The organism is Lentzea jiangxiensis, from assembly GCF_900104175.1.
In the GTDB taxonomy this organism is placed as follows: Bacteria; Actinomycetota; Actinomycetes; order Mycobacteriales; family Pseudonocardiaceae; genus Lentzea; species Lentzea jiangxiensis.
The window spans coordinates 13,265-31,480 of the sequence record NZ_FNIX01000025.1 but is presented as its reverse complement, the minus strand read 5'-3'; the positions used below and the strand labels follow the sequence as shown (position 1 = coordinate 31,480).

Annotated in this window: 17 protein-coding genes; 7 read left to right on the top strand and 10 right to left on the bottom strand. The window is 69.8% G+C overall.

Features of this window, described 5'->3' with window-relative positions:
* Positions 1 to 9: 9 nt before the first annotated feature.
* The 4 genes from BLQ91_RS35905 to BLQ91_RS42300 all read left to right on the top strand — a co-directional run bounded on the left by BLQ91_RS35905 (position 10) and on the right by BLQ91_RS42300 (position 4,429).
* Positions 10 to 330: a bifunctional 3-phenylpropionate/cinnamic acid dioxygenase ferredoxin subunit gene (locus BLQ91_RS35905; RefSeq protein ID WP_090104415.1), complete on the top strand. Its 321-nt coding sequence runs from the start codon at positions 10 to 12 to the stop codon at positions 328 to 330.
* Positions 327 to 1,430, top strand: a complete 1,104-nt coding sequence (locus BLQ91_RS35900) for an NAD(P)/FAD-dependent oxidoreductase (protein ID WP_090104413.1) — start codon at positions 327 to 329, stop codon at positions 1,428 to 1,430. Before BLQ91_RS35905 ends, BLQ91_RS35900 begins: the two co-directional genes overlap by 4 nt.
* A gap of 81 nt (positions 1,431 to 1,511) precedes the next feature.
* On the top strand, positions 1,512 to 2,951 hold the full coding sequence (locus tag BLQ91_RS42305) for an aldehyde dehydrogenase family protein (protein WP_218130538.1): 1,440 nt from the start codon (positions 1,512 to 1,514) through the stop codon (positions 2,949 to 2,951).
* Positions 2,948 to 4,429 carry a GMC family oxidoreductase gene (locus tag BLQ91_RS42300; RefSeq protein ID WP_245734162.1) on the top strand — a complete coding sequence of 494 codons (1,482 nt, stop codon included), beginning with the start codon at positions 2,948 to 2,950 and terminating at the stop codon, positions 4,427 to 4,429. The genes BLQ91_RS42305 and BLQ91_RS42300 overlap by 4 nt, the downstream gene beginning before the upstream one ends.
* A 74-nt stretch (positions 4,430 to 4,503) precedes the next feature.
* Here the strand turns inward: BLQ91_RS42300 and BLQ91_RS35890 are convergent, their stop codons facing one another.
* The 8 genes from BLQ91_RS35890 to BLQ91_RS35855 form a co-directional block, all read right to left on the bottom strand.
* A complete protein-coding gene (locus tag BLQ91_RS35890) occupies positions 4,504 to 6,051 on the bottom strand; it encodes a helix-turn-helix domain-containing protein (RefSeq protein WP_245734160.1) in 1,548 nt (515 codons plus the stop codon).
* Complete coding sequence (locus BLQ91_RS35885) at positions 6,048 to 7,340, bottom strand: MFS transporter (RefSeq protein ID WP_090104410.1); 1,293 nt, start codon at positions 7,338 to 7,340, stop codon at positions 6,048 to 6,050. The genes BLQ91_RS35890 and BLQ91_RS35885 overlap by 4 nt, the downstream gene beginning before the upstream one ends.
* Before the next feature lie 10 nt (positions 7,341 to 7,350).
* Positions 7,351 to 8,082, bottom strand: coding sequence for a 3-hydroxybutyrate dehydrogenase (locus tag BLQ91_RS35880; protein WP_090104408.1), 732 nt, complete (start codon positions 8,080 to 8,082; stop codon positions 7,351 to 7,353).
* A gap of 292 nt (positions 8,083 to 8,374) precedes the next feature.
* Positions 8,375 to 9,394: an LCP family protein gene (locus BLQ91_RS35875; protein WP_090104406.1), complete on the bottom strand. Its 1,020-nt coding sequence runs from the start codon at positions 9,392 to 9,394 to the stop codon at positions 8,375 to 8,377.
* Between the two features lie 76 nt (positions 9,395 to 9,470).
* Positions 9,471 to 9,857, bottom strand: a complete 387-nt coding sequence (locus BLQ91_RS35870; RefSeq protein ID WP_090104403.1) for a DUF3037 domain-containing protein — start codon at positions 9,855 to 9,857, stop codon at positions 9,471 to 9,473.
* Entirely contained in the window at positions 9,841 to 10,608 is a 768-nt protein-coding gene (locus BLQ91_RS35865) for a HipA family kinase (RefSeq protein WP_090104401.1), read from the bottom strand. Before BLQ91_RS35865 ends, BLQ91_RS35870 begins: the two co-directional genes overlap by 17 nt.
* A gap of 149 nt (positions 10,609 to 10,757) precedes the next feature.
* A complete protein-coding gene (locus tag BLQ91_RS35860; protein ID WP_245734158.1) occupies positions 10,758 to 11,837 on the bottom strand; it encodes a lactonase family protein in 1,080 nt (359 codons plus the stop codon).
* A 139-nt stretch (positions 11,838 to 11,976) separates the two neighbouring features.
* Positions 11,977 to 12,807 (bottom strand): PPK2 family polyphosphate kinase, encoded by an 831-nt coding sequence (locus BLQ91_RS35855; RefSeq protein ID WP_090104509.1) that lies wholly within the window; start codon positions 12,805 to 12,807, stop codon positions 11,977 to 11,979.
* A 140-nt stretch (positions 12,808 to 12,947) separates the two neighbouring features.
* Here BLQ91_RS35855 and rocD point away from each other — a divergent pair, with 140 nt between their 5' ends.
* The 3 genes from rocD (at position 12,948) to BLQ91_RS35840 (ending at position 16,110) form a co-directional block, all read left to right on the top strand.
* Entirely contained in the window at positions 12,948 to 14,198 is a 1,251-nt protein-coding gene (gene rocD, locus BLQ91_RS35850) for an ornithine--oxo-acid transaminase (RefSeq protein ID WP_176960137.1), read from the top strand.
* A gap of 74 nt (positions 14,199 to 14,272) precedes the next feature.
* Entirely contained in the window at positions 14,273 to 15,658 is a 1,386-nt protein-coding gene (locus tag BLQ91_RS35845) for a DUF2252 domain-containing protein (RefSeq protein ID WP_090104398.1), read from the top strand.
* A gap of 44 nt (positions 15,659 to 15,702) precedes the next feature.
* The gene (locus BLQ91_RS35840) at positions 15,703 to 16,110 is read left to right on the top strand and encodes a GNAT family N-acetyltransferase (protein WP_090104396.1); all 408 of its coding nucleotides are present in this window, start codon (positions 15,703 to 15,705) and stop codon (positions 16,108 to 16,110) included.
* Between the two features lie 37 nt (positions 16,111 to 16,147).
* Here BLQ91_RS35840 and BLQ91_RS35835 read toward each other — a convergent pair whose 3' ends face one another.
* Entirely contained in the window at positions 16,148 to 16,507 is a 360-nt protein-coding gene (locus tag BLQ91_RS35835; RefSeq protein WP_090104395.1) for a hypothetical protein, read from the bottom strand.
* 106 nt (positions 16,508 to 16,613) lie between these two features.
* Positions 16,614 to 18,209: an ABC-F family ATP-binding cassette domain-containing protein gene (locus tag BLQ91_RS35830; protein ID WP_090104392.1), complete on the bottom strand. Its 1,596-nt coding sequence runs from the start codon at positions 18,207 to 18,209 to the stop codon at positions 16,614 to 16,616.
* Positions 18,210 to 18,216: the final 7 nt, after the last annotated feature.

Genomic DNA, 18,216 nt, shown 5'->3' with positions numbered 1-18,216 from the left:
AGGCCGACGATGATCCGCGCCTGCGCTCTCGTGGACCTGCCCCCGGGGGAGGCGGTTCGCGTCGTCGGTCCCTCTGTGCCGATCGCCGTCTTCAACGCGGGCGGCGACCTGTACGCCATCGACGACACCTGCACCCACCAGGACGCCTCGCTCAGCGAGGGGTGGCTGGAGGGGTGCTTCGTCGAATGCCCGCTGCACGCCGCGAGCTTCGACCTCCGCACGGGCGAGCCGACGTGTCCGCCCGCCAAGAGACCGGTGAAGACCTATCCCATCTCGGTTATAGATGGAGAGGTCTATGTCGAAGTCGAGGTGAACGAGGACGTGGCGTGAGGACGATTGCGATCATCGGCGCATCACTGGCCGGCCTGAGGTCGGCGCAGGCGCTGCGCCAGCAGGGGTTCGACGGACGGATCGTCGTCATCGGCGATGAGGTCCATCTCCCCTATGACCGGCCTCCTCTCTCGAAGGACTTCCTCCTCGGCAAGGTGGAGGCGGTGCCGCTCGCCGACCAGGAGGACCTCGACGCGCTCGACGCCGAGTGGCGCCTGGGCGTGCGGGCGACCGGACTGCTGTCCACGCGGGAGATCGTGCTCAGCGACGACTCGACGATCTCCGCCGACGGCATCGTCATCGCGACCGGTGGCATCCCGCGGACGGTCCCCAACACGCATGTCCTGCGCACCCTCGACGACGCCGCCAAGCTGCGCGACGCGATCGGCGGCGCGCAGCACATCGGTGTCATCGGCGCCGGGTTCATCGGCGCCGAGATCGCCTCCAGCGCACGGGCGCTCGGCAAGGACGTCACCGTCGTCGAGGCGCTGCCCGCGCCGCTCACGCGGGTGCTCGGCGCCGAGATGGGTGCCGCGTGTGGACAGCTGCACAGCGACCACGGATCAACGTTGATCACGGGAGTCAACGTTGATTCAGTCAACGTCGACGGTGTAATCAAGCTTGCCGACGGGCGTCGAGTCGACGCCGATGTCGTCGTCGCGGGCATCGGCACGCGCCCGGCCACGGACTGGCTCGCAGGCGGACCGGTCGCCCTCGGCAACGGCGTGCTGTGCGACGCGGGTGGCGTGACGAACGTCAAGAACGTCGTCGCGGTCGGCGACGTCGCGAACTGCGCGGGACACCGCGCCGAGCACTGGACGTCCGCGACCGAACAGGCACAGGTGGCCACCCGCAACCTGCTCGCGGGCGAGACGGTGGCCACGCACACCAACGGTGGCTACGTCTGGTCCGACCAGTACGGGGTGCGGATCCAGTTCATCGGGCGGGCGACGCGGGACGTTCGCGTCGAAGACGGGTCCGTGGAGGACAGGAAGTTCGTCGCGACGTACCGGGACGGCGACAACCCGGAGGACGTCGTCGGCATCGTGGCCATGAGCAACGCGCGCCTCTTCACCAGGCTGCGCAGGAACCTGAAGTAGGAGACGGTCGTCGAGGTTTACCGCCACCGGCGATCGGCAACACCCCGATGTCCTTCGTGGACGAACGAACAGGGAGGCCCCGTGTCGCCGGTGCGGCAGATCATCAACCCCTTCGACCGCAGTGTTCTCACCGAGGTCGAGGACCACACCCGCGACCAGGCGATCCAGGCGATCGCGAAGGCCAGGAACGCCTTCGACCACGGCGACTGGGCCCACTCGAGCCCCGAGCACCGCGCGGCGGTGCTGAACCACGTGGCGGACCTGCTGGAGCGCGACAAGGAGGACATCGCCCTCACCGAGACGCTCGACACCGGCAAGACGCTGGTCGAGAGCCGCATCGACGTGGACGACGTCGTCTCCGTGTTCCGCTACTACGGCAACCTCGCCGGGCTGCTGCACCCGAAGATCGTGCAGGGCGCTCCCGACGACGTCCTCAGCCGCGTCGACTACGAACCCGTCGGTGTCTGCGGCCTGATCGCGCCCTGGAACTACCCGCTGCTGCAGATGTCGTGGAAGATCGCGCCGGCCCTGCTCGCGGGCAACACGCTGGTGGCCAAGCCCAGCGAGATCACGCCGCTCACGACGATCAAGCTGTTCGCGCTGCTGGCCGAGGCCGGGGTGCCCGACGGCGTCGCGAACCTCGTCCTCGGCACCGGGCCGGAGGTCGGCGCGCCGCTGAGCGAGCACCCCGACGTCGACCTGGTCTCGTTCACCGGCAGCCTCGCGACCGGCCGGCGGATCATGGCCTCGGCCGCGAAGACCGTGAAGAAGGTCGCGCTCGAGCTCGGCGGCAAGAACCCGAACATCGTCTTCGCGGACGCCGACCTCGACACCGCCGTCGACTACGCGCTCACGGCGGCGTTCTTCCACGCGGGCCAGGTCTGTTCGTCGGGCACGAGGCTCCTCGTGCACAGCAGCGTCTACGACGACTTCGTGGACGAGGTCGCGCGTCGAGCCGACCTCGTCAAGCTGGGCAACGGTGTCGACCCCGACACCGAGTCCGGCCCGCTGGTCTCCGAGGAGCACCGCGCGAAGGTCGAGAGCTACGTCGAGGTCGCGAGGCAGGAGGGCGCGACCCTCAGGGCCGGCGGCGAGCGCCCCGGCGAACCGGAGCTGCAGAACGGGTTCTTCTTCCGCCCCACGGTCTACGCGGACTGCACGAGCGACATGAGGCTGGTCCGGGACGAGACGTTCGGCCCGATCATCACCGCCGAACGGTTCGAGACCGAGCAGGAGGCGGTCGGCCTCGGCAACGACACCGAGTACGGCCTCGCGGGCGGCGTCTGGAGCCAGGACCTCGACAAGGCGCAGCGCGTCGCGAAGAAGCTCCGCCACGGCACGGTCTGGATCAACGAGTTCGGCCCGTACCTGCCGCAGGCCGAGTGGGGCGGCTTCAAGCGCTCCGGTGTCGGCCGCGAGCTCGGCACCGCCGGCCTGCACGAGTACACCGAGCCCAAGCACGTGTACCAGAACCTCAAGCCGCAAGCCCAGAACTGGTTCGCGCGAAGGGACTCGAAGTGACCGCTCACGACTACGTGATCGTCGGCGGCGGCACGGCGGGCTGCGTGCTCGCGGCGAGGCTCACCGAGGACCCGGGCGTCACGGTCGCCGTCATCGAGGGCGGGCCCTCCGACGTCGGCGACGAGAAGATCCTCGATCTGCGCAACTGGATCAACCTGCTCGGGACCGAGTACGACTACGACTACCCGACGGTCGAGCAGCCGCGCGGCAACTCCCACATCCGGCACAGCCGCGCGAAGGTGCTCGGCGGGTGTTCCAGCCACAACACGCTGATCTGCTTCACCCCGCTGCCGCAGGACTTCGACGAGTGGGGCCACGGCTGGACGTGGGACGCGATCAGCCCGTACTACGACAAGGTCCAGCTCAACATCATCCCGGTCGCCGAGAAGGACCGGAACCCGATCGCCGAGGACTTCGTCGCCGCGGCGCGGCAGGCCACCGGCGTCCCGGAGATCGACGACTTCAACGCGCGGCCCTTCGAGGACGGCGTCGGCTTCTTCTCGATCGCCTACCACCCGGAGAAGAACAACCGGCGGTCGTCGGCGTCCACCGCGTACTTGCACGACGTCCTCGACAGCCGCAGGAACCTCACGCTGCTGCTGAACACCTGGGCGGGCAAGATCGAGTTCGACGGCACGCGCGCGATCGGCGTGCACACCGACCGGGGGTACTTCGAGGCGAACAGGGAGGTCCTGCTCTGCGCGGGCGCCATCGACACGCCGCGGCTGATGATGCTCTCGGGCGTCGGCGACGCGGAGCACCTCAGCGCCATCGGCATCGAGCCGAAGCACGACCTGCCCGGTGTCGGCGAGAACCTGCTCGACCACCCGGAGTCCGTCATCGTCTGGGAGACCACGAAGCCGTTGCCGGAGAACTCGGTGATGGACTCCGACGCGGGCCTGTTCGTCCGGCGCGACCCCTCCGACCCGCGGCCGGACCTGATGTTCCACTTCTACCAGATCCCGTTCACCACCCACACCGAACGCCTCGGCTACCCGCAGGTGGAGCACGGCGTCTGCATGACGCCGAACGTCCCGCGGCCGCACAGCAGGGGCAAGCTGTGGCTGAAGTCCAGCGACCCCGCCGAGAAGCCCGCTCTCGACTTCGGGTACTTCACCCACCCCGACGGCTACGACGAGCAGACGCTGGTCGACGGCTTCAAGATCGCCCGCGAGATCGCCGCGCGGGAGCCGCTGAAGTCGTGGCTCAAGCGGGAGATCGCGCCCGGCCCGGACGTCACGAGCGACGAGGAGCTGTCCGAGTACGGCCGGCGCGCGGCCCACACCGTGTACCACCCGGCCGGGACGTGCGCGATCGGGTCCGTTGTGGACGGTGACCTCCAGGTCATCGGCCTGGAGGGCCTGCGGGTCGTCGACGCGTCCGTCTTCCCCACCATGCCCACCGTGAACCCGATGGTCACGGTGCTCATGGTCGGAGAACGCGCCGCAGACCTGATCAGGGGAACCCGGGGAGCCTGACAGCCGAGGACAGGCTGAAGGACTTTGGGGACACGTCGGCGCACGACAAGGGTTCGGCCGCTCCGGCGCCGGCGTCAGCCCTGCAGGCGGAGCAACCGCAGGGCGAGCTGCACCTCCAGCACGCGATCCGGCGACTGCCAGTCGCCGAGCAGCGACGTGACGCGGTCGAGCCGTTGCGTGACCGTGTTGACGTGGAGGTGCAGCTCGGCCTTGGCGCGGCTGAGGTTCGCGCCGCAGCGGAAGTAGGCCTCCAGCGTGTGCACCAGTTCCGTGCCGCGTTCGGAGTCGTAGTCGAGCACGGGGCCGAGCACCGACCGCACGTACCCGGACACGTTCGCCCGGTCCCCCAGCAGCACGCCGACGAATCCGAGGTCGGCCATCGTCGCGGCGTCTTTCTCGCGGCCCAGCTGCCGCAACGCCTTCAGGCACCGCCGCGCCTCCTCGTAGGCCGCCGCGATCGCCCCCGGTCCCGCGACCGGTCCGCACGCGCCGACCGTCGCGTCCAGCGCCTTGGCCACGTCACGGGCGACGTCCGTGGACGTCGAGGGCAGCGCCAGCACCACGTCCCGGCCGCGCGAGCCCGCCAGTCCTCTGTGGACGGAGGCGTAGTGCGTCGCGCCGGACAGGTTCCCGTCCGCCACCAGCACCACGTGGGGGTCGCTCAGCTCGACGCCGACCCGGCGCGCCCGCGCGAGCAGCCCGGTGGCGTCCCGCCCGTCGAGGATGTCGGTGATCAGCTCACCGCGGACCTTGTTCTCCGCCTCGGCCACGGTGCGCCGCAGCAGCAACAGCAACGCGGTCACCGCCGCCGACCGCTCGAACACCCGCCGGTCGGCGTCGGAGAGGTCCGGGCGGCGTGAGAGCGCGATCCCGCCGAGCAGCTCCGAGCCCGCCAGCACCGCGCACACCCACACGTCGCCGAGCAGCACGGCCCGCCCGTTGGCGCGCACCGCGGGCGTCGGCACCGTCTCCAGCACCTCGACCGGCCCGCCGAGCAGTTCCCCCACGGCCGCCGCCACCTCCGCTGAGGAACCACCGCGCAGCACCAGGTCCGTGAGGCGGTCGTGGGCTTCCTCAGCGCGTTTCATGGCCTCGTTGTGCGACTGGATCGTGGCGAACAACGACGCCGTGTCGATCGCGATCGCCGCGTGGTCGGCCAGCGACTGCAGCAGCGCCACTTCCTCCGGCGGGAACTCCCGCGGCGTCCGGTCCGCCGCGTACAGCACGCCGATGACCTTCGCGTCGAGCTTGAGCGGCACGCCCAGGATCGCCGTGAGGCCCTCGTCGCGCACCGCCGAGTCGATCGCCCGGGTGTGGTTGAAGCGGGCGTCGGCGAAGTAGTCCGAGCTCGCGTACGGCCGGGCCGTCTGCGCGACCAGCCCACCCAGGCCCTCGCCGAGCCCGAGCCTCACCTTCTGGAACAACGGCGAGAACGACCCGTCCGTCACCCGCATGTAGGTGCCGGCCGGGTCGTTCATCGACAGGTACGAGACGTCCGTCCCGAGCAGCGTCCGGGCCCTGCGCACGATCGAGCGGAGCACCGCGTCCGGGTCTCGCATGCCCGCGAGCTCGGACGCGGTCTCGAACAACGCCGCCAGTTCGGCCTCACGCCGTCGTGTCACACCCCAACCCTGTCACGTTCCTCCAGATCCGCACCACGGGTCTCACGGGCGGCCAGCACCGCGACGACGGTCAGCACGCACATCGCCACCACGTAGATCGAGATGGGGAACGACGACCCGTACGCCTTCAGCAACGCGGTCGCGATCAGCGGTGCCAGCGCGCCGGCCGCGATGGACGCGAGCTGGTAGCCGATCGAGGCGCCCGAGTAGCGCACCCGCGTGCCGAACAGCTCCGAGAAGAACGCCGCCTGCGGCCCGTACATCGCGCCGTGCAGCACGAGACCGACCGTCGTCGCCAGGATGATCAGCCCGGGGTTCCTGGTGTCGAGCATCGCGAAGAACGCGAACACCCACGCGGCCATGCCCACCGCGCCGACGAGGTAGATCGACCTCCGCCCGAACCGGTCGGACAGGTGGCCCCACACCGGGATCGTCACCAGGTGCACCGCCGAGCCGATCAGCACCGCGTTGAGGCCCACCGACTTCGACAGCCCGAGCCCGGTCGTCACGTACACCAGGATGAACGCCGTGATCACGTAGTACGACACGTTCTCGGCGAGCCGGGCGCCCATCGCGACCAGCACCTCGCGCCAGTTGTGCTTGAGCAGCTCGAGGGCCGGCGCCTTCTCCTGCCTGGGCTCCTTGGCCGCCTTCTCCTGCGCGGCGAGGAAGACCGGGGACTCGGCCACCTGCAGGCGGATCCACAGGCCGATCACGACCAGCAGACCCGAGAGCAGGAACGGGATCCGCCAGCCCCACGCGAGGAACTGCTCGTCCGACTGCACCGCCGCCAGCACCGCCAGCACGCCGGTCGCCAGCAGGTTGCCGCCCGGCGCGCCCGCCTGCGGCCACGACGCCCAGAACCCGCGCCGCTTCGGGTCACCGTGCTCCGACACGATCAGCACGGCCCCGCCCCACTCGCCACCGAGCGCGAAGCCCTGCACCAGCCGCAGGAGCGTCAGCAGCAACGGCGCCAGGACACCCACCGACGCGTACGTCGGCAGCACGCCCATCAGCATCGTCGCGCCACCCATCAGCAGCAACGACAGCACGAGCAGCTTCTTGCGCCCCAGGCGGTCCCCGTAGTGGCCGAAGACGAGGCCACCGAGCGGGCGCGCCAGGAAGCCGATCGCGTACGTGGTGAACGCGAGCAGCGTGCCGGTCAGCGGGTCCGCGGTCGGGAAGAACAACTTGTTGAACACCAGAGCGGCGGCCGACCCGTAGAGGAAGAAGTCGTACCACTCGACAGTTGTCCCGATGAGCGAGGCACCCACCACTTTTTTGATCATCGACAACTCCTCATTGAGCTGACCAGCCGCCGTCGACGGCCAACGACGTACCGGTGACAAAACTGTTGTCGCACAACCACAGCACGGCCGACGCCACCTCGGCGGGCTCGATCAGCCGCTTGACCGCGCTGCGCTGCAGGAAGATCTGAGAGGTCACGTCCTCGGCGGCGATGCCGTGCACCTTCGCCTGGTCCGCGATCTGCTTCTCCACCAACGGGGTCCGCACGTAGCCGGGCTGCACGCAGTTCGACGTGACGCCGTGCGGCGCGCCTTCGAGCGCGGCGACCTTGGAGAACCCCTCCAGGCCGTGCTTCGCGGCGACGTAGGCGGACTTGAAGGCGGACGCGCGCATCCCGTGCACGCTGGAGATGTGGACCAGCCGGCCCCAGCCGCGGTCGTACATGTGCGGCAGCACGTGCCGGGTGAGCCGGAACGCCGCCCCGAGCATGAGCTCGACCATCGCCGAGAAGCGCTCGGCGGGGAACTCCTGGATGGGGGCGACGTGCTGCACGCCGGCGTTGTTGACGAGGATGTCGATCTCACCGGGCAGCGCGTCGACCGGGCCGGTCAGGTCGAGCACGTGACCGACGCCGCCGAGCTCCTCGGCGAGCGCGAGGACCCCGGGGTCGCGGTCGGCCAGGTGGACCTTGGCACCTTCGGCGGCCAGTGCGCGGGCGCAGGCCAGACCGATGCCGCTCGCGGCTCCGGTGACCAGCGCGCTGTGACCCGTGACACTCGACATGACCGGAAACGGTAGGCGTCACCCGGCGTCATCGACATGTGGTGCACCCACACAACGCCTGGTCAAAGGGTGGCTTTAGCCGCCATTCAGCGTGGGGGGAGGCATCTCTGCCGGGAGGGTGGGTGGAGAGGCGTAAACTCCCGTCACCTGAACGGGGGAAGATCCGCACGAGGGGGCTGTATCCATGTCGACCACGCCTATTTACGACGACCTCCTGCGCGAGCTCGAAAGCATCGCGCAGGAGGCCGGTTTGACCGGCTCGGAGCCCACACCCGAGCCCGACGGGCAGTAGCTACCTCGGAGGGGCGATCAGCTCGGCGGGCACCGGCTCGTCCTTGCTGATCAGGTCGAAGAGCTGCGAGGCTTTCTCCTTGTTCCACTGCACGACCGAGCCCGCACCGGGCACCGTCGGAGTGGACCCGACCGGCACCGTGCCGCTGGCGGCGTCGCCCATGTTGAGCGCGACGCTCGCGAGGTGCCAGACGTGGTCGTCCTCGTTGACCGACACCGCACCCGACGCCGCGTTCATCAGAGGGATGACGCGGAACGGGTTCGCGAGCGTGGCCGGGCTCTTGATCTTGGTGAACAACGCGGACAGGAACTGCCGCTGGTTCTGCACGCGCTGCAGGTCGGCGGTCGCGAACGCGCGCGTCCGGACGAAGCCGAGCGCCTGCGGCCCGTCGAGCTCCTGGCAGCCCGCGGGCAGGTCGATGCCGGCCAGCGGGTCCTTGATCGGCTGGTCGAGGCAGAGGTCGACACCGCCGACCGCGTCGACCATGTCGGAGAACCCCCCGAAGCCGATCTCCATGTAGTGGTCGATCCGCACGCCGGTCGCGCCCTCAACGGTCTGCACGAGCATCTGCGGCCCGCCGAACGCGTACGCCGCGTTGACCTTGTTGCGGCCGTTCTGCGGGATCGGGACGTAGGAGTCGCGCGGGATCGACAGCAGCACCGGCTTGGCGGCGCTGTTGTCGGGCAGGTGCAGCATCATGATGGTGTCGGTGCGCCGGCCCGCGGCGTCACCGGTGGCGAGCGCGTCCTTCTGCTCCTGCGTCAGGCCTTCCCGCGCGTCCGAGCCGACGAGCAGCCACGTGGTGCCCGGCGTCTGCGCGGGACGGCCCTCGTAGTCCGGTAGCGCGTTGATCCGGGTCAGCGTCGAGTCCACGTAGAACGCGAACCCGACCGTGCCCAGCACCAGGACGAGCAGCAGCACCAGGATGACGCGTCCGGGACGCCTCTTCTTCCTCATCGGCCGCTGCGGCGGCATGGGCCGCCGCGGCTGCTGGTAGCCGTGGTGATACCCAGCGCTCATGTGTCGCCAACCCCGATCGCTTCAGTTCCGCTTTGCAACTAGGGACGCCGTTCGTCCCGTCAGGTTGCGAGGAAACCTACCGGGGTGGCAGCACCAACGCCTCGAAAAGGCGGATGACCTCGGCGGACGGGTCGTCGGTCCAGCCGGTGTGAGCCGGTGACGTCTGGACGATGGTGCTGCGCGGCGCCGTCAGCCACCGGAACCGCTGCCCCACCGTGGTCCTGCTGACCGGACCGGCGTCGGGGCTGCCGTCGCACGAGCGGGTGAGGTGCGCGAGGCTGCTTTCGAGCGTCTCCACGTCGAGTCGCGGGTCGAGCGCGCGCAACCGGTCTCCGTCCACATGGGTCTTCGCGCACAGGAAGTCCAGCGGCGCGCAGTAGACGATGACGCCGACGTTCATGAACTCGCCGCGCTCCTGCCGCGGGACGGCCCGCAGCAGCGCGTACTCAAACACGTGCGGCACGCGCGGCCTCCAGCGAGTCGACCCAGCCGCGGTGCGCGAGGCGGTAGGTGAAGAAGTCCTTGTAGCGGCGGCGGAGTTCGGCCGGGTCACCTTCGAGCCAGGAGTCGGGGACGAGCGCGAGCACCTCGTCGAGCAGCGCCGGCGTGATCCGCCCCGCCATCTCCGAGTCCACTTCGGACAGAGCGGCGGCGTTCGGCAGCATCGCGTGGTCGGTGGCGTCGTAGCGGTAGTCCCTGGTGGCCGGGCGGTCCTCGCTCCACGAGTAGTGGAAGTACAGCGCGGCGCCGTGGTCGATGAGCCACGGCTCGCGGTGCCACAGCAGCATGTTCGGGTTGCGCCAGCTGCGGTCGACGTTGAGCACCAGGGCGTCGAACCACAGCAGCGCCGTCGCGAGCCCGGTGCCGGGGTCGCGCACGACCGGGTTGAAGTCGAACGAGCCGGGCAGGTAGTCGAGGCCGAGGTTGAGCCCGCCGCTGGCCCGCAGCAGCTCCTGGACCTCCTGGTCGGGCTCCGCGCGCGCCAGCTCCGGGTCGAGGTGCACGAGGACGATCTCCGGTATGCGGAAGCCCAGCAGTCGCGCCAGCTCGCCGACGACGACCTCGGCGACCAGGACCTTCACGCCCTGTCCCGCGCCGCGGAACTTCACCACGTACATGCCCAGGTCGTCGGCCTCGACCAGACCCGGCATCGACCCGCCCTCGCGGAACGGCGTCACGTACCGGGTGGCCGTGACCTCCCTCAGAGAACTCACCCGCGCATGATCACACGAACTCGCCTCGAAGCCGAGCGGAATATGCCGTCGTTCGACGTGGCGACGAGCACCCGCCGTGGGCCGCCCGGCGTGCGGGCCGTCGGCACGCCGGGCGGAACACCACTGTGGACGGTCAGGCGGGGAAGGCGTCAGCCCCGTCGCGCGGGCAGCACGCAGACCGGGATGGGGGTCTGCAGCGGCGCCCCGGACGGGGTCAGCTCCCCGGTCGCCCGGTTCACCGCGAACGACGTGACGTTGTTCGAGTTCTGGTTGGCGGCGAAGAGGAACGACCCGGACGGGTCGAACGTGATGTGCCGCGGGTACCTGCCGCCGACCGGCGTGTGGCCGACCAGGGTCAGCCCGGCCCCGCAGACCGCGAAGTGCGCGATGCTGTCGTGCCCCCGGTTCGACAGGTAGACGTGCTTGCCGTCCGCCGACACCAGGACCTCGGCCGGGTAGTTCGTCGGGCTGCCGGACGGCACGGTGGGGAGCACCTGGCCCGGTGTGAGCGTCCCGTTCGCGTAGGAGCAGGTCACGATGGTCGAGTCCAGCTCGTTCGCCACGTACGCGGTCTTGCCGTCCGGGTGGAACGCGATGTGCCGCGGCCCGGCACCCGGCTTGACCTTCGCCTGCGAGACCCGGGTCAGCTTCCCGCCGGTGAGCGAGTAGACGAACACCGAGTCGGCGCCCAGGTCGACGGCGGCCGCGTACCTGCCCGCCACGTCGAACACGACGTGGTGCGCGTGGGGTCCCTCCTGGCGTTCCTTGTTCGGTCCGGAGCCCTGGTGCTGCACCTTCTGCGTCCGCGCGCCGAGGCTGCCGTCCGCGCCGACCGGGAAGACGCTCAGCGAGCCGGACGAGTAGTCGGCCGTGACCAGGAACTTCCCGGACGGGTCGAGCGTCAGGTGGCACGGGTCGGCGCCGCCGGTCGGCTGCTTGTTGACGACCGCCAGCGTGGTCGCGTCGATCGCGGTGACCTCACCCCGGCTGGTCTCGTTGACGGCGTAGAGGAACCTGCCGTCGCGCGACTCGACGACGAACGACGGGTTGACCACACCGCTGATCACGCCGGTCGTCCTCAGCTGGCCGTTCGCCGTGTCGTAGGTGCCGACGCCGATGCCCTCGGCGCCCCCGCTCCACGTCGTGTAGGCACCGAAAAAGACTCTCCGCGTGGCGGCAGCCGCCTCGGCGGTTCCTCCGGTCATCAGCAGTCCAGCTCCCACGCCCATGGCTCCGAGAAAACGTCGCCGGTCCACACCCACGTCCGCACCTCCGGATGATCTCTTCGGCGGCGGTGGCTCCACACTGGCCCAGACCGTCGTGGCCGGGCAAGAGGAACGATCAAGATTGCGTCCAGCGCAACGGCGGCTAGCGCAGCGGGTCGTCGTTCACCAGGCGGGCCTTCTCGGCCTCCAGGTCGAAGGCGGGCTGCGGGAACGCCGGGTTCATCTCGCGCAGCGTCTCCAGCAGCAGCCGGCTGATCGCCCAGTTCCGGTACCACTTGCGGTCCGCCGGGACGGCGTACCAGGGCGTGTCCCGGCAGTTCCGCAACGCCTGCGTGTAGGCGTCCTGGTACTTCGACCACTTAGACCGCACGTCGATGTCGGCCGGGTTGTACTTCCAGTTCTTCTTCGGGTCGCCGAGGCGGGCGAGCAACCGTTCCTTCTGCACCTCCGGCGAGATGTGCAGGAAGCACTTGACCAGCGTGATGCCGGAGTCCGCGAGCTCCTGTTCGAACGCGTTGATCTCCTTGTAGCGCTTGCGCAGCTCGGCGGCGTTGATCAGACGTTCGACCTTCGGCACGAGGACGTCCTCGTAGTGGGAGCGGTCGAACGCGCCGATGTGGCCCTTGTCGGGCAGGACCTTGCGGATGCGCCAGAGGTAGTGGTGCCGCAGCTCGGCGGCGGTCGGCTTCTTGAACGACGCGATGCGCACGCCCTGCGGGTTGACCAGGCCCATGACGTGCCTGACCACGCCGCCCTTGCCGGAGGTGTCCATGCCCTGCAGCACGAGCAGCACCGCGCGGGAGTCCTCCGCGTAAAGCGCCTCCTGCAGGGCCTCCAGCTCGTCCCCCGTGACGGCGAGGTCGTCCGCCGCCTCCTTCTTGGTCCTGGGACCGATCGGCCGGCCGGCCGGGTCGAGGGTGGCGAGGTCCACCTGATCGAGTCGCAGGGTGTCACGAACCGACTTCTTCACCATCATCTGACCGTAGCTATTCACCGCGGCATCCGCCTGTTGTGCAAGACATCTCCACGCGGCGGTGAATCTACGCAACGAACTGAGGCCATGCGCAATGCTTGACGGATGAAATCGCCTGTTCCGGCCCCTAGCCTTGGAGGATGACCGCCACCGCCCACCACCACACCGCGGGAACCATGAACCTGGCCAGCGCTGACTACGTCGCTCTCGACGAAGAGTGGAGCACCCACAACTACCACCCGCTGCCGGTGGTCATCTCGCACGGCGAGGGGGCGTGGGTCACCGACGTCGAGGGCCGCCGCTACCTGGACTTCCTGTCGGGCTACTCGTCGCTCAACTTCGGGCACCGCCACCCAGCCCTGGTGGCCGCCGCCGTCGAGCAGCTCGGCCGCGTCACGCTGACCAGCCGCGCGTTCCACCACGACCAGTTCGGCCTGTTCTGCCGCGAGCTGGCCGCCCTGACCGGCACCGAGATGGTGCTCGCGATGAACTCCGGCGCCGAGGCCGTCGAGTCCGCGATCAAGGTCGCGCGCAAGTGGGCCTACCGGGTGAAGGGCGTGCCGGAGGGCACCGCCGAGATCATCGTCGCCGGGTCGAACTTCCACGGTCGCACGACGACGATCGTGTCGTTCTCGACCGACGAGACCGCGCGCAACGACTTCGGCCCGTTCACGCCCGGCTTCAAGGTCGTGAAGTACGGGGCGCTGGACGAGGTCGAGTCCGCGATCACCCCGCGCACCGCCGCCGTGCTGCTCGAGCCGATCCAGGGCGAGGCCGGCGTCGTCGTGCCGCCCGCCGGCTACCTCGCCGGGATCCGGCGCCTGTGCGACGAGAACAACGTGCTGATGATCGCCGACGAGATCCAGTCGGGCCTCGGGCGCACCGGCGAGCTGTTCGCGCTCGACCACGAGGGCGTGCGAGCCGACCTCTACACGCTCGGCAAGGCGCTCGGCGGTGGCATCCTGCCGGTGTCCGCGGTGGTCGGCTCGCGCGCGGTGCTGGGCGTGCTCAATCCCGGTGAGCACGGGTCGACGTTCGGCGGCAACCCGCTCGCCTGCGCCGTGGGCCGCGGCGTCGTCCGGCTGCTCGCGACCGGCGAGTTCCAGGAGCGTTCCCGCTCGCTCGGCGCGTACCTGCACGCGGAGCTGGGCAAGCTCGTCGGCCACGGCATCGCCGAGGTGCGCGGCCGCGGGCTGTGGGCGGGCGTCGAGATCGCGCCCGGCGGCCCGGTCGGCCGTGCCGCGTCCGAGGCCCTCGCCACCCGCGGGGTGCTGTGCAAGGAGACGCACGCGTCGACGTTGCGCGTCGCACCGCCGTTGGTGATCACCAGGGACGAGATCGACCTGGGCGTCCGGGCCATCGCGGAGGTCGTTCGTCCCGGTTTGGGGTGATTCGCACACCTGACCAGGTCACAGTTGCGACGGACGGGCCTCTTCACCCGTCCGTCGCGTGCATCATGACTCGTATGGGTGAACGGGTGCGTGCCGAGGCCGCTGCCGCGCTGGGCAGGTGGGTCGAGCCGGAGGAGGTCTACGCCGAGGGGCGCGCGTTGTGGTCCTCAGTGGACTTCAAGGCGCACCGGCCGATGTCGCTGGCCGGCTCGCGCCCGTCCGTTCTGGAGTACGTGCGCGCCAGCAACGAGGGCAGGCTCGAGCACCTCGTCCCGCTGCGGGTGGGGCGGATGCTCGCCAACCCCTTCGCGTTCTTCCGCGGCGCGGCCGGGCTGCAGGCGGGCGACCTCGCCGCCGGGTGTACCACCGGCCTGCACGCTCAGCTGTGCGGTGATGCGCACGCGGCGAACTTCGGCCTCTACGGCACGCCCGAGGGCCAGATCGTCGTGGACATCAACGACTTCGACGAGACCCTCCCCGGTCCGTGGGAGTGGGACCTCAAGCGGCTCGTGGCGTCGCTCGTGCTGGCGGGCCGCGTCGGTGGCGTGTCGGACAAGGGCTGCCGCGACGCCGCCGGGGACGCCGTGAGCGCCTACCGCGAGGTGATCAAGCGCCTCGCGGACATGCCGTTCATGGACTCGTGGAGCGCCTTGGGCGACCAGTCCACGCTGTCGAAGGTCAAGGCCGACGACCTGATGAACGACTTCGCCAAGGCCGCCGAGAAGTCCCGCAGGAACACCAGCGCCCGGTTCGCCGCGAAGTGGACGGCGCACGACGGCGAGAAGTGGCGCTTCGTCACGAACCCGCCGACCTTCACCGACGTCTCCCCCGCGACCGCCGACGCGGTGATCGGCGCACTGCCGTCCTACGTGGACAGCCTGCGCGAGTCCCGCCGCAAGCTGATCATGCGCTACGGCGTCTCGGACGTCGCCTTCCGCGTCGTCGGCACCGGCAGCGTCGGCCTGCGCAACTACCTCGTCCTGTTGCACGGCAACGGCTCCGAAGCCCTCGTCCTGCAGGCGAAGGAGGCGCGCCCGTCCGCCCTGGAGCCGTTCCTCGACGTCGAGCACCCCAAGCACGACGGCAAGCGCATCGTGCACGGCGCACGCCTCGTCCAGGCCGAGACCGACATCCTGCTCGGCTGGACGACGATCGAGGGCCGCCCGTTCATCGTGCGGCAGTTCCGCAACCGCAAGGGCGGGATCGACCCGACCGCCCTGAAGCGCGACGACCTCGACGACTACGGCCGGTTCGCGGGAGCCCTGCTGGCCCGCGCGCACACGCGCTCGCTCGACCCGCGGCTGCTCGCCGGGTACTTCCAGAACGGCGGCGGCGAGGACCTCGACGACGCCTTCGCCCGGTACGCGTTCGACTACGCCGACCGGACCGAGGCCGACCACGAGGAGCTGACCAGGCTCGTCAGGAACGGGAAGCTGCCCGCGCACGTCGAACACCGCTGACGCGCCTTCCCGCTCCCGCCGCGCGGGTGACCTAGCCTGGCCGCATGAAGATCCGCCGCGCCGCCTCCCCCGACGACGTGGCCGCCGCCGCGCACCTGTTCGACGCGCCGCCGCGGCCGGACGCGACCACCCGGTTCCTGGCGCAGGACCACAGCCACCTGCTGATCGCCTACGTGGACGACCAGCCGGCGGGGTTCGTGTCCGGGGTGGAGACGACGCACCCGGACAAGGGCACCGAGATGTTCCTCTACGAACTGGGCGTCGACGACGCCTTCCTGCGGCGCGGCATCGGCACGGCGCTCGTCGAGGCGTTGAAAACCCTTGCCGTGGAACGGGGTTGTTACGCGATGTGGACCGGCACCGCCGCGGGTGACGCGGCGGCGCAGGCCACCTACCGCAAGGCGGGCGGGTCGGTGGACGACGGCGCGTTCGTCAGCTGGGACCTCTCCTGAACCCGCTCACGTCCACTCCGGATGCCCCACCAGCACGTCACGGGTCGAGGGTCAGGCTCAAGATCGTGCAGTAAGTGCACCCGGTCTGGTTGCCCTTGTCGAAGCTGTAGCTCTTGGTCCTGCCATCAGCACTGTCCCAGAACTCGAAGGAGCCGCTGTTCGCGCCTGCGTTGAACCAGGTGACCCTCTCGATGTTGAGGAAGATGGTCGTCGGGCCCGAGTTGTTGAAGCAGTACTTGTCCTTCGCGTCGTGGTTGCGGAAGAACGCGGTGAAGTCGGTGCGCGCGTTGCACATCTGCTGATCGCGGATCGGTGTGACCGCCGCTGCCGGACCGGCGAAGCCGAGGAGGCTCACCACCACCGCGAGCAGGCTCAAGATCGACAACCGGAGCTTCATAGACCTTCCCCAGGTTTACTGTCTGAGATCTTCCGTAAATGTCAGTTGATACCGACGGTGGCGGAAGCTCATCTCGGGGTCAACGACGCCGAGCGCAGTTGCACGGCTAGGTCCAGACGGGTTCGTCCACTTCGGACACCCGGCCGTCCGCCCGGAAGTGCAGGAACCGGTCGAACGACTTCGCGAACCACCGGTCGTGCGTCACCGCCACCACAGTCCCCTCGAAGTCGTTCAGAGCGTTCTGCAACGCCTCCGCCGACGCGAGGTCGAGGTTGTCGGTGGGCTCGTCGAGCAGCAGCAACGTCGCCCCGGACAGCTCCAGCAGCAGGATCTGGAACCGCGCCTGCTGACCGCCCGAGAGGTTCTCGAAGCGCTGGTCACCGGCGTGGTGCAGGCCGTAGCGCTGCAGCACCGCCATCGCCGCGCCCCGGTCGCGGCCGGGCCGCCGGCCCTCGCCGTGCCAGAGGATGTCCACGAGCGTGCGGCCGAGCCACTCCGGGTGCTCGTGCGTCTGCGCGAAGAGGCCCGGCACGACGCGGGCGCCGAGCTTCCACGCGCCGGTGGTCCGGACCTCGTCGCCGCCGAGCAGCCGCAGGAAGTGGCTCTTGCCGGAGCCGTTGGAGCCGAGGACCGCGACCCGGTCGCCGAAGAAGATCTCCTGCGAGAACGGCTTCATCAGCCCGGTCAGTTCCAGCTCCTCGCACGTGATCGCGCGAACGCCGGTACGGCCGCCCTTCAGCCGAGGAGTGACCTTCTCGTCCGAGGGGATCTCCGGAGGAGGACCGGCCTCCTCGAACCGTTGCAGACGTGCGGCCATTACGCGGTACTTGGGAGCCATCGCCTCGGAGTACTTCGCCTGTTGTTGGAGAGTGCGCACGAGCTCACGAAGGCGCTCGTGCTCCTCGTTCCAACGGCGGTGTTCTTCGAGGAGCTTCTCGATGCGTTTCGCGCGGGCGTCGTGCCAGGTGGAGAACGAGCCGGAGTGCGTCCACGCGGAGTGCGCCTCGACGGTGACGACGTGCGTGGCGGCGCTGGCGAGCAGCTCGCGGTCGTGGCTGACGACGAGCACGGCCTTGTCGGTCGTGCGGAGGCGGTCCTCCAGCCAGCGCTTGCCGGGGACGTCGAGGTAGTTGTCGGGCTCGTCGAGCAGCAGGACCTGCTCGTGGCCGCGCAGCAGCGCTTCGAGGACCAGGCGTTTCTGCTCTCCGCCGGAGAGCGTGCGGACCTCGCGGAACCGGGCCCGGTCGTAGGGCAGGCCCAGGGCGGCGACGGTGACGGTGTCCCAGAGGACCTCGACGTCGTACCCGCCTGCCTCGCCATAAGCGGTGAGGGCGTTGGCGTACCGCATCTGGGCGGCCTCGTCGTCGGTGTCCATCAGCGCCAGCTCGGAGTCGTCGAGCTCCTGCGCGGCGGCCCGCAACGCCGGGGGTGCGACGGAGAGCAGCAGGTCGCGCACGAGGCTGTCGTCGCGGACCGAGCCGATGAACTGCGGCATCACCGCGAGCCCGCCCTGCACGTGCACGCTGCCCTGCTTCGGGGTGAGCTCACCCGACAGGATCCGCTGCAGCGTCGTCTTGCCGACGCCGTTCGCGCCCACCAGCGCGACCACGGTTCCGCCACTCACCTTGAACGACACGTCGCGGAACAGCTCCCGGCCGTCGGGCAGGGCGTACGCGAGCCCGTTCGCTTCCAGATAACCCACGCAGCAG

Coding starts and splice junctions, on each gene's coding strand:
- BLQ91_RS35905 (WP_090104415.1), top strand. CDS start 10: ATGATCCGCGCCTGCGCTCTCGTGGACCTGCCCCCGGGGGAGGCGGTT.
- BLQ91_RS35885 (WP_090104410.1), bottom strand. CDS start 7,340: ATGATCAAAAAAGTGGTGGGTGCCTCGCTCATCGGGACAACTGTCGAG.
- BLQ91_RS35880 (WP_090104408.1), bottom strand. CDS start 8,082: ATGTCGAGTGTCACGGGTCACAGCGCGCTGGTCACCGGAGCCGCGAGC.
- BLQ91_RS35875 (WP_090104406.1), bottom strand. CDS start 9,394: ATGAGCGCTGGGTATCACCACGGCTACCAGCAGCCGCGGCGGCCCATG.
- BLQ91_RS35860 (WP_245734158.1), bottom strand. CDS start 11,837: ATGGGCGTGGGAGCTGGACTGCTGATGACCGGAGGAACCGCCGAGGCG.
- BLQ91_RS35855 (WP_090104509.1), bottom strand. CDS start 12,807: ATGGTGAAGAAGTCGGTTCGTGACACCCTGCGACTCGATCAGGTGGAC.
- rocD (WP_176960137.1), top strand. CDS start 12,948: ATGACCGCCACCGCCCACCACCACACCGCGGGAACCATGAACCTGGCC.
- BLQ91_RS35845 (WP_090104398.1), top strand. CDS start 14,273: ATGGGTGAACGGGTGCGTGCCGAGGCCGCTGCCGCGCTGGGCAGGTGG.
- BLQ91_RS35840 (WP_090104396.1), top strand. CDS start 15,703: ATGAAGATCCGCCGCGCCGCCTCCCCCGACGACGTGGCCGCCGCCGCG.
- BLQ91_RS35835 (WP_090104395.1), bottom strand. CDS start 16,507: ATGAAGCTCCGGTTGTCGATCTTGAGCCTGCTCGCGGTGGTGGTGAGC.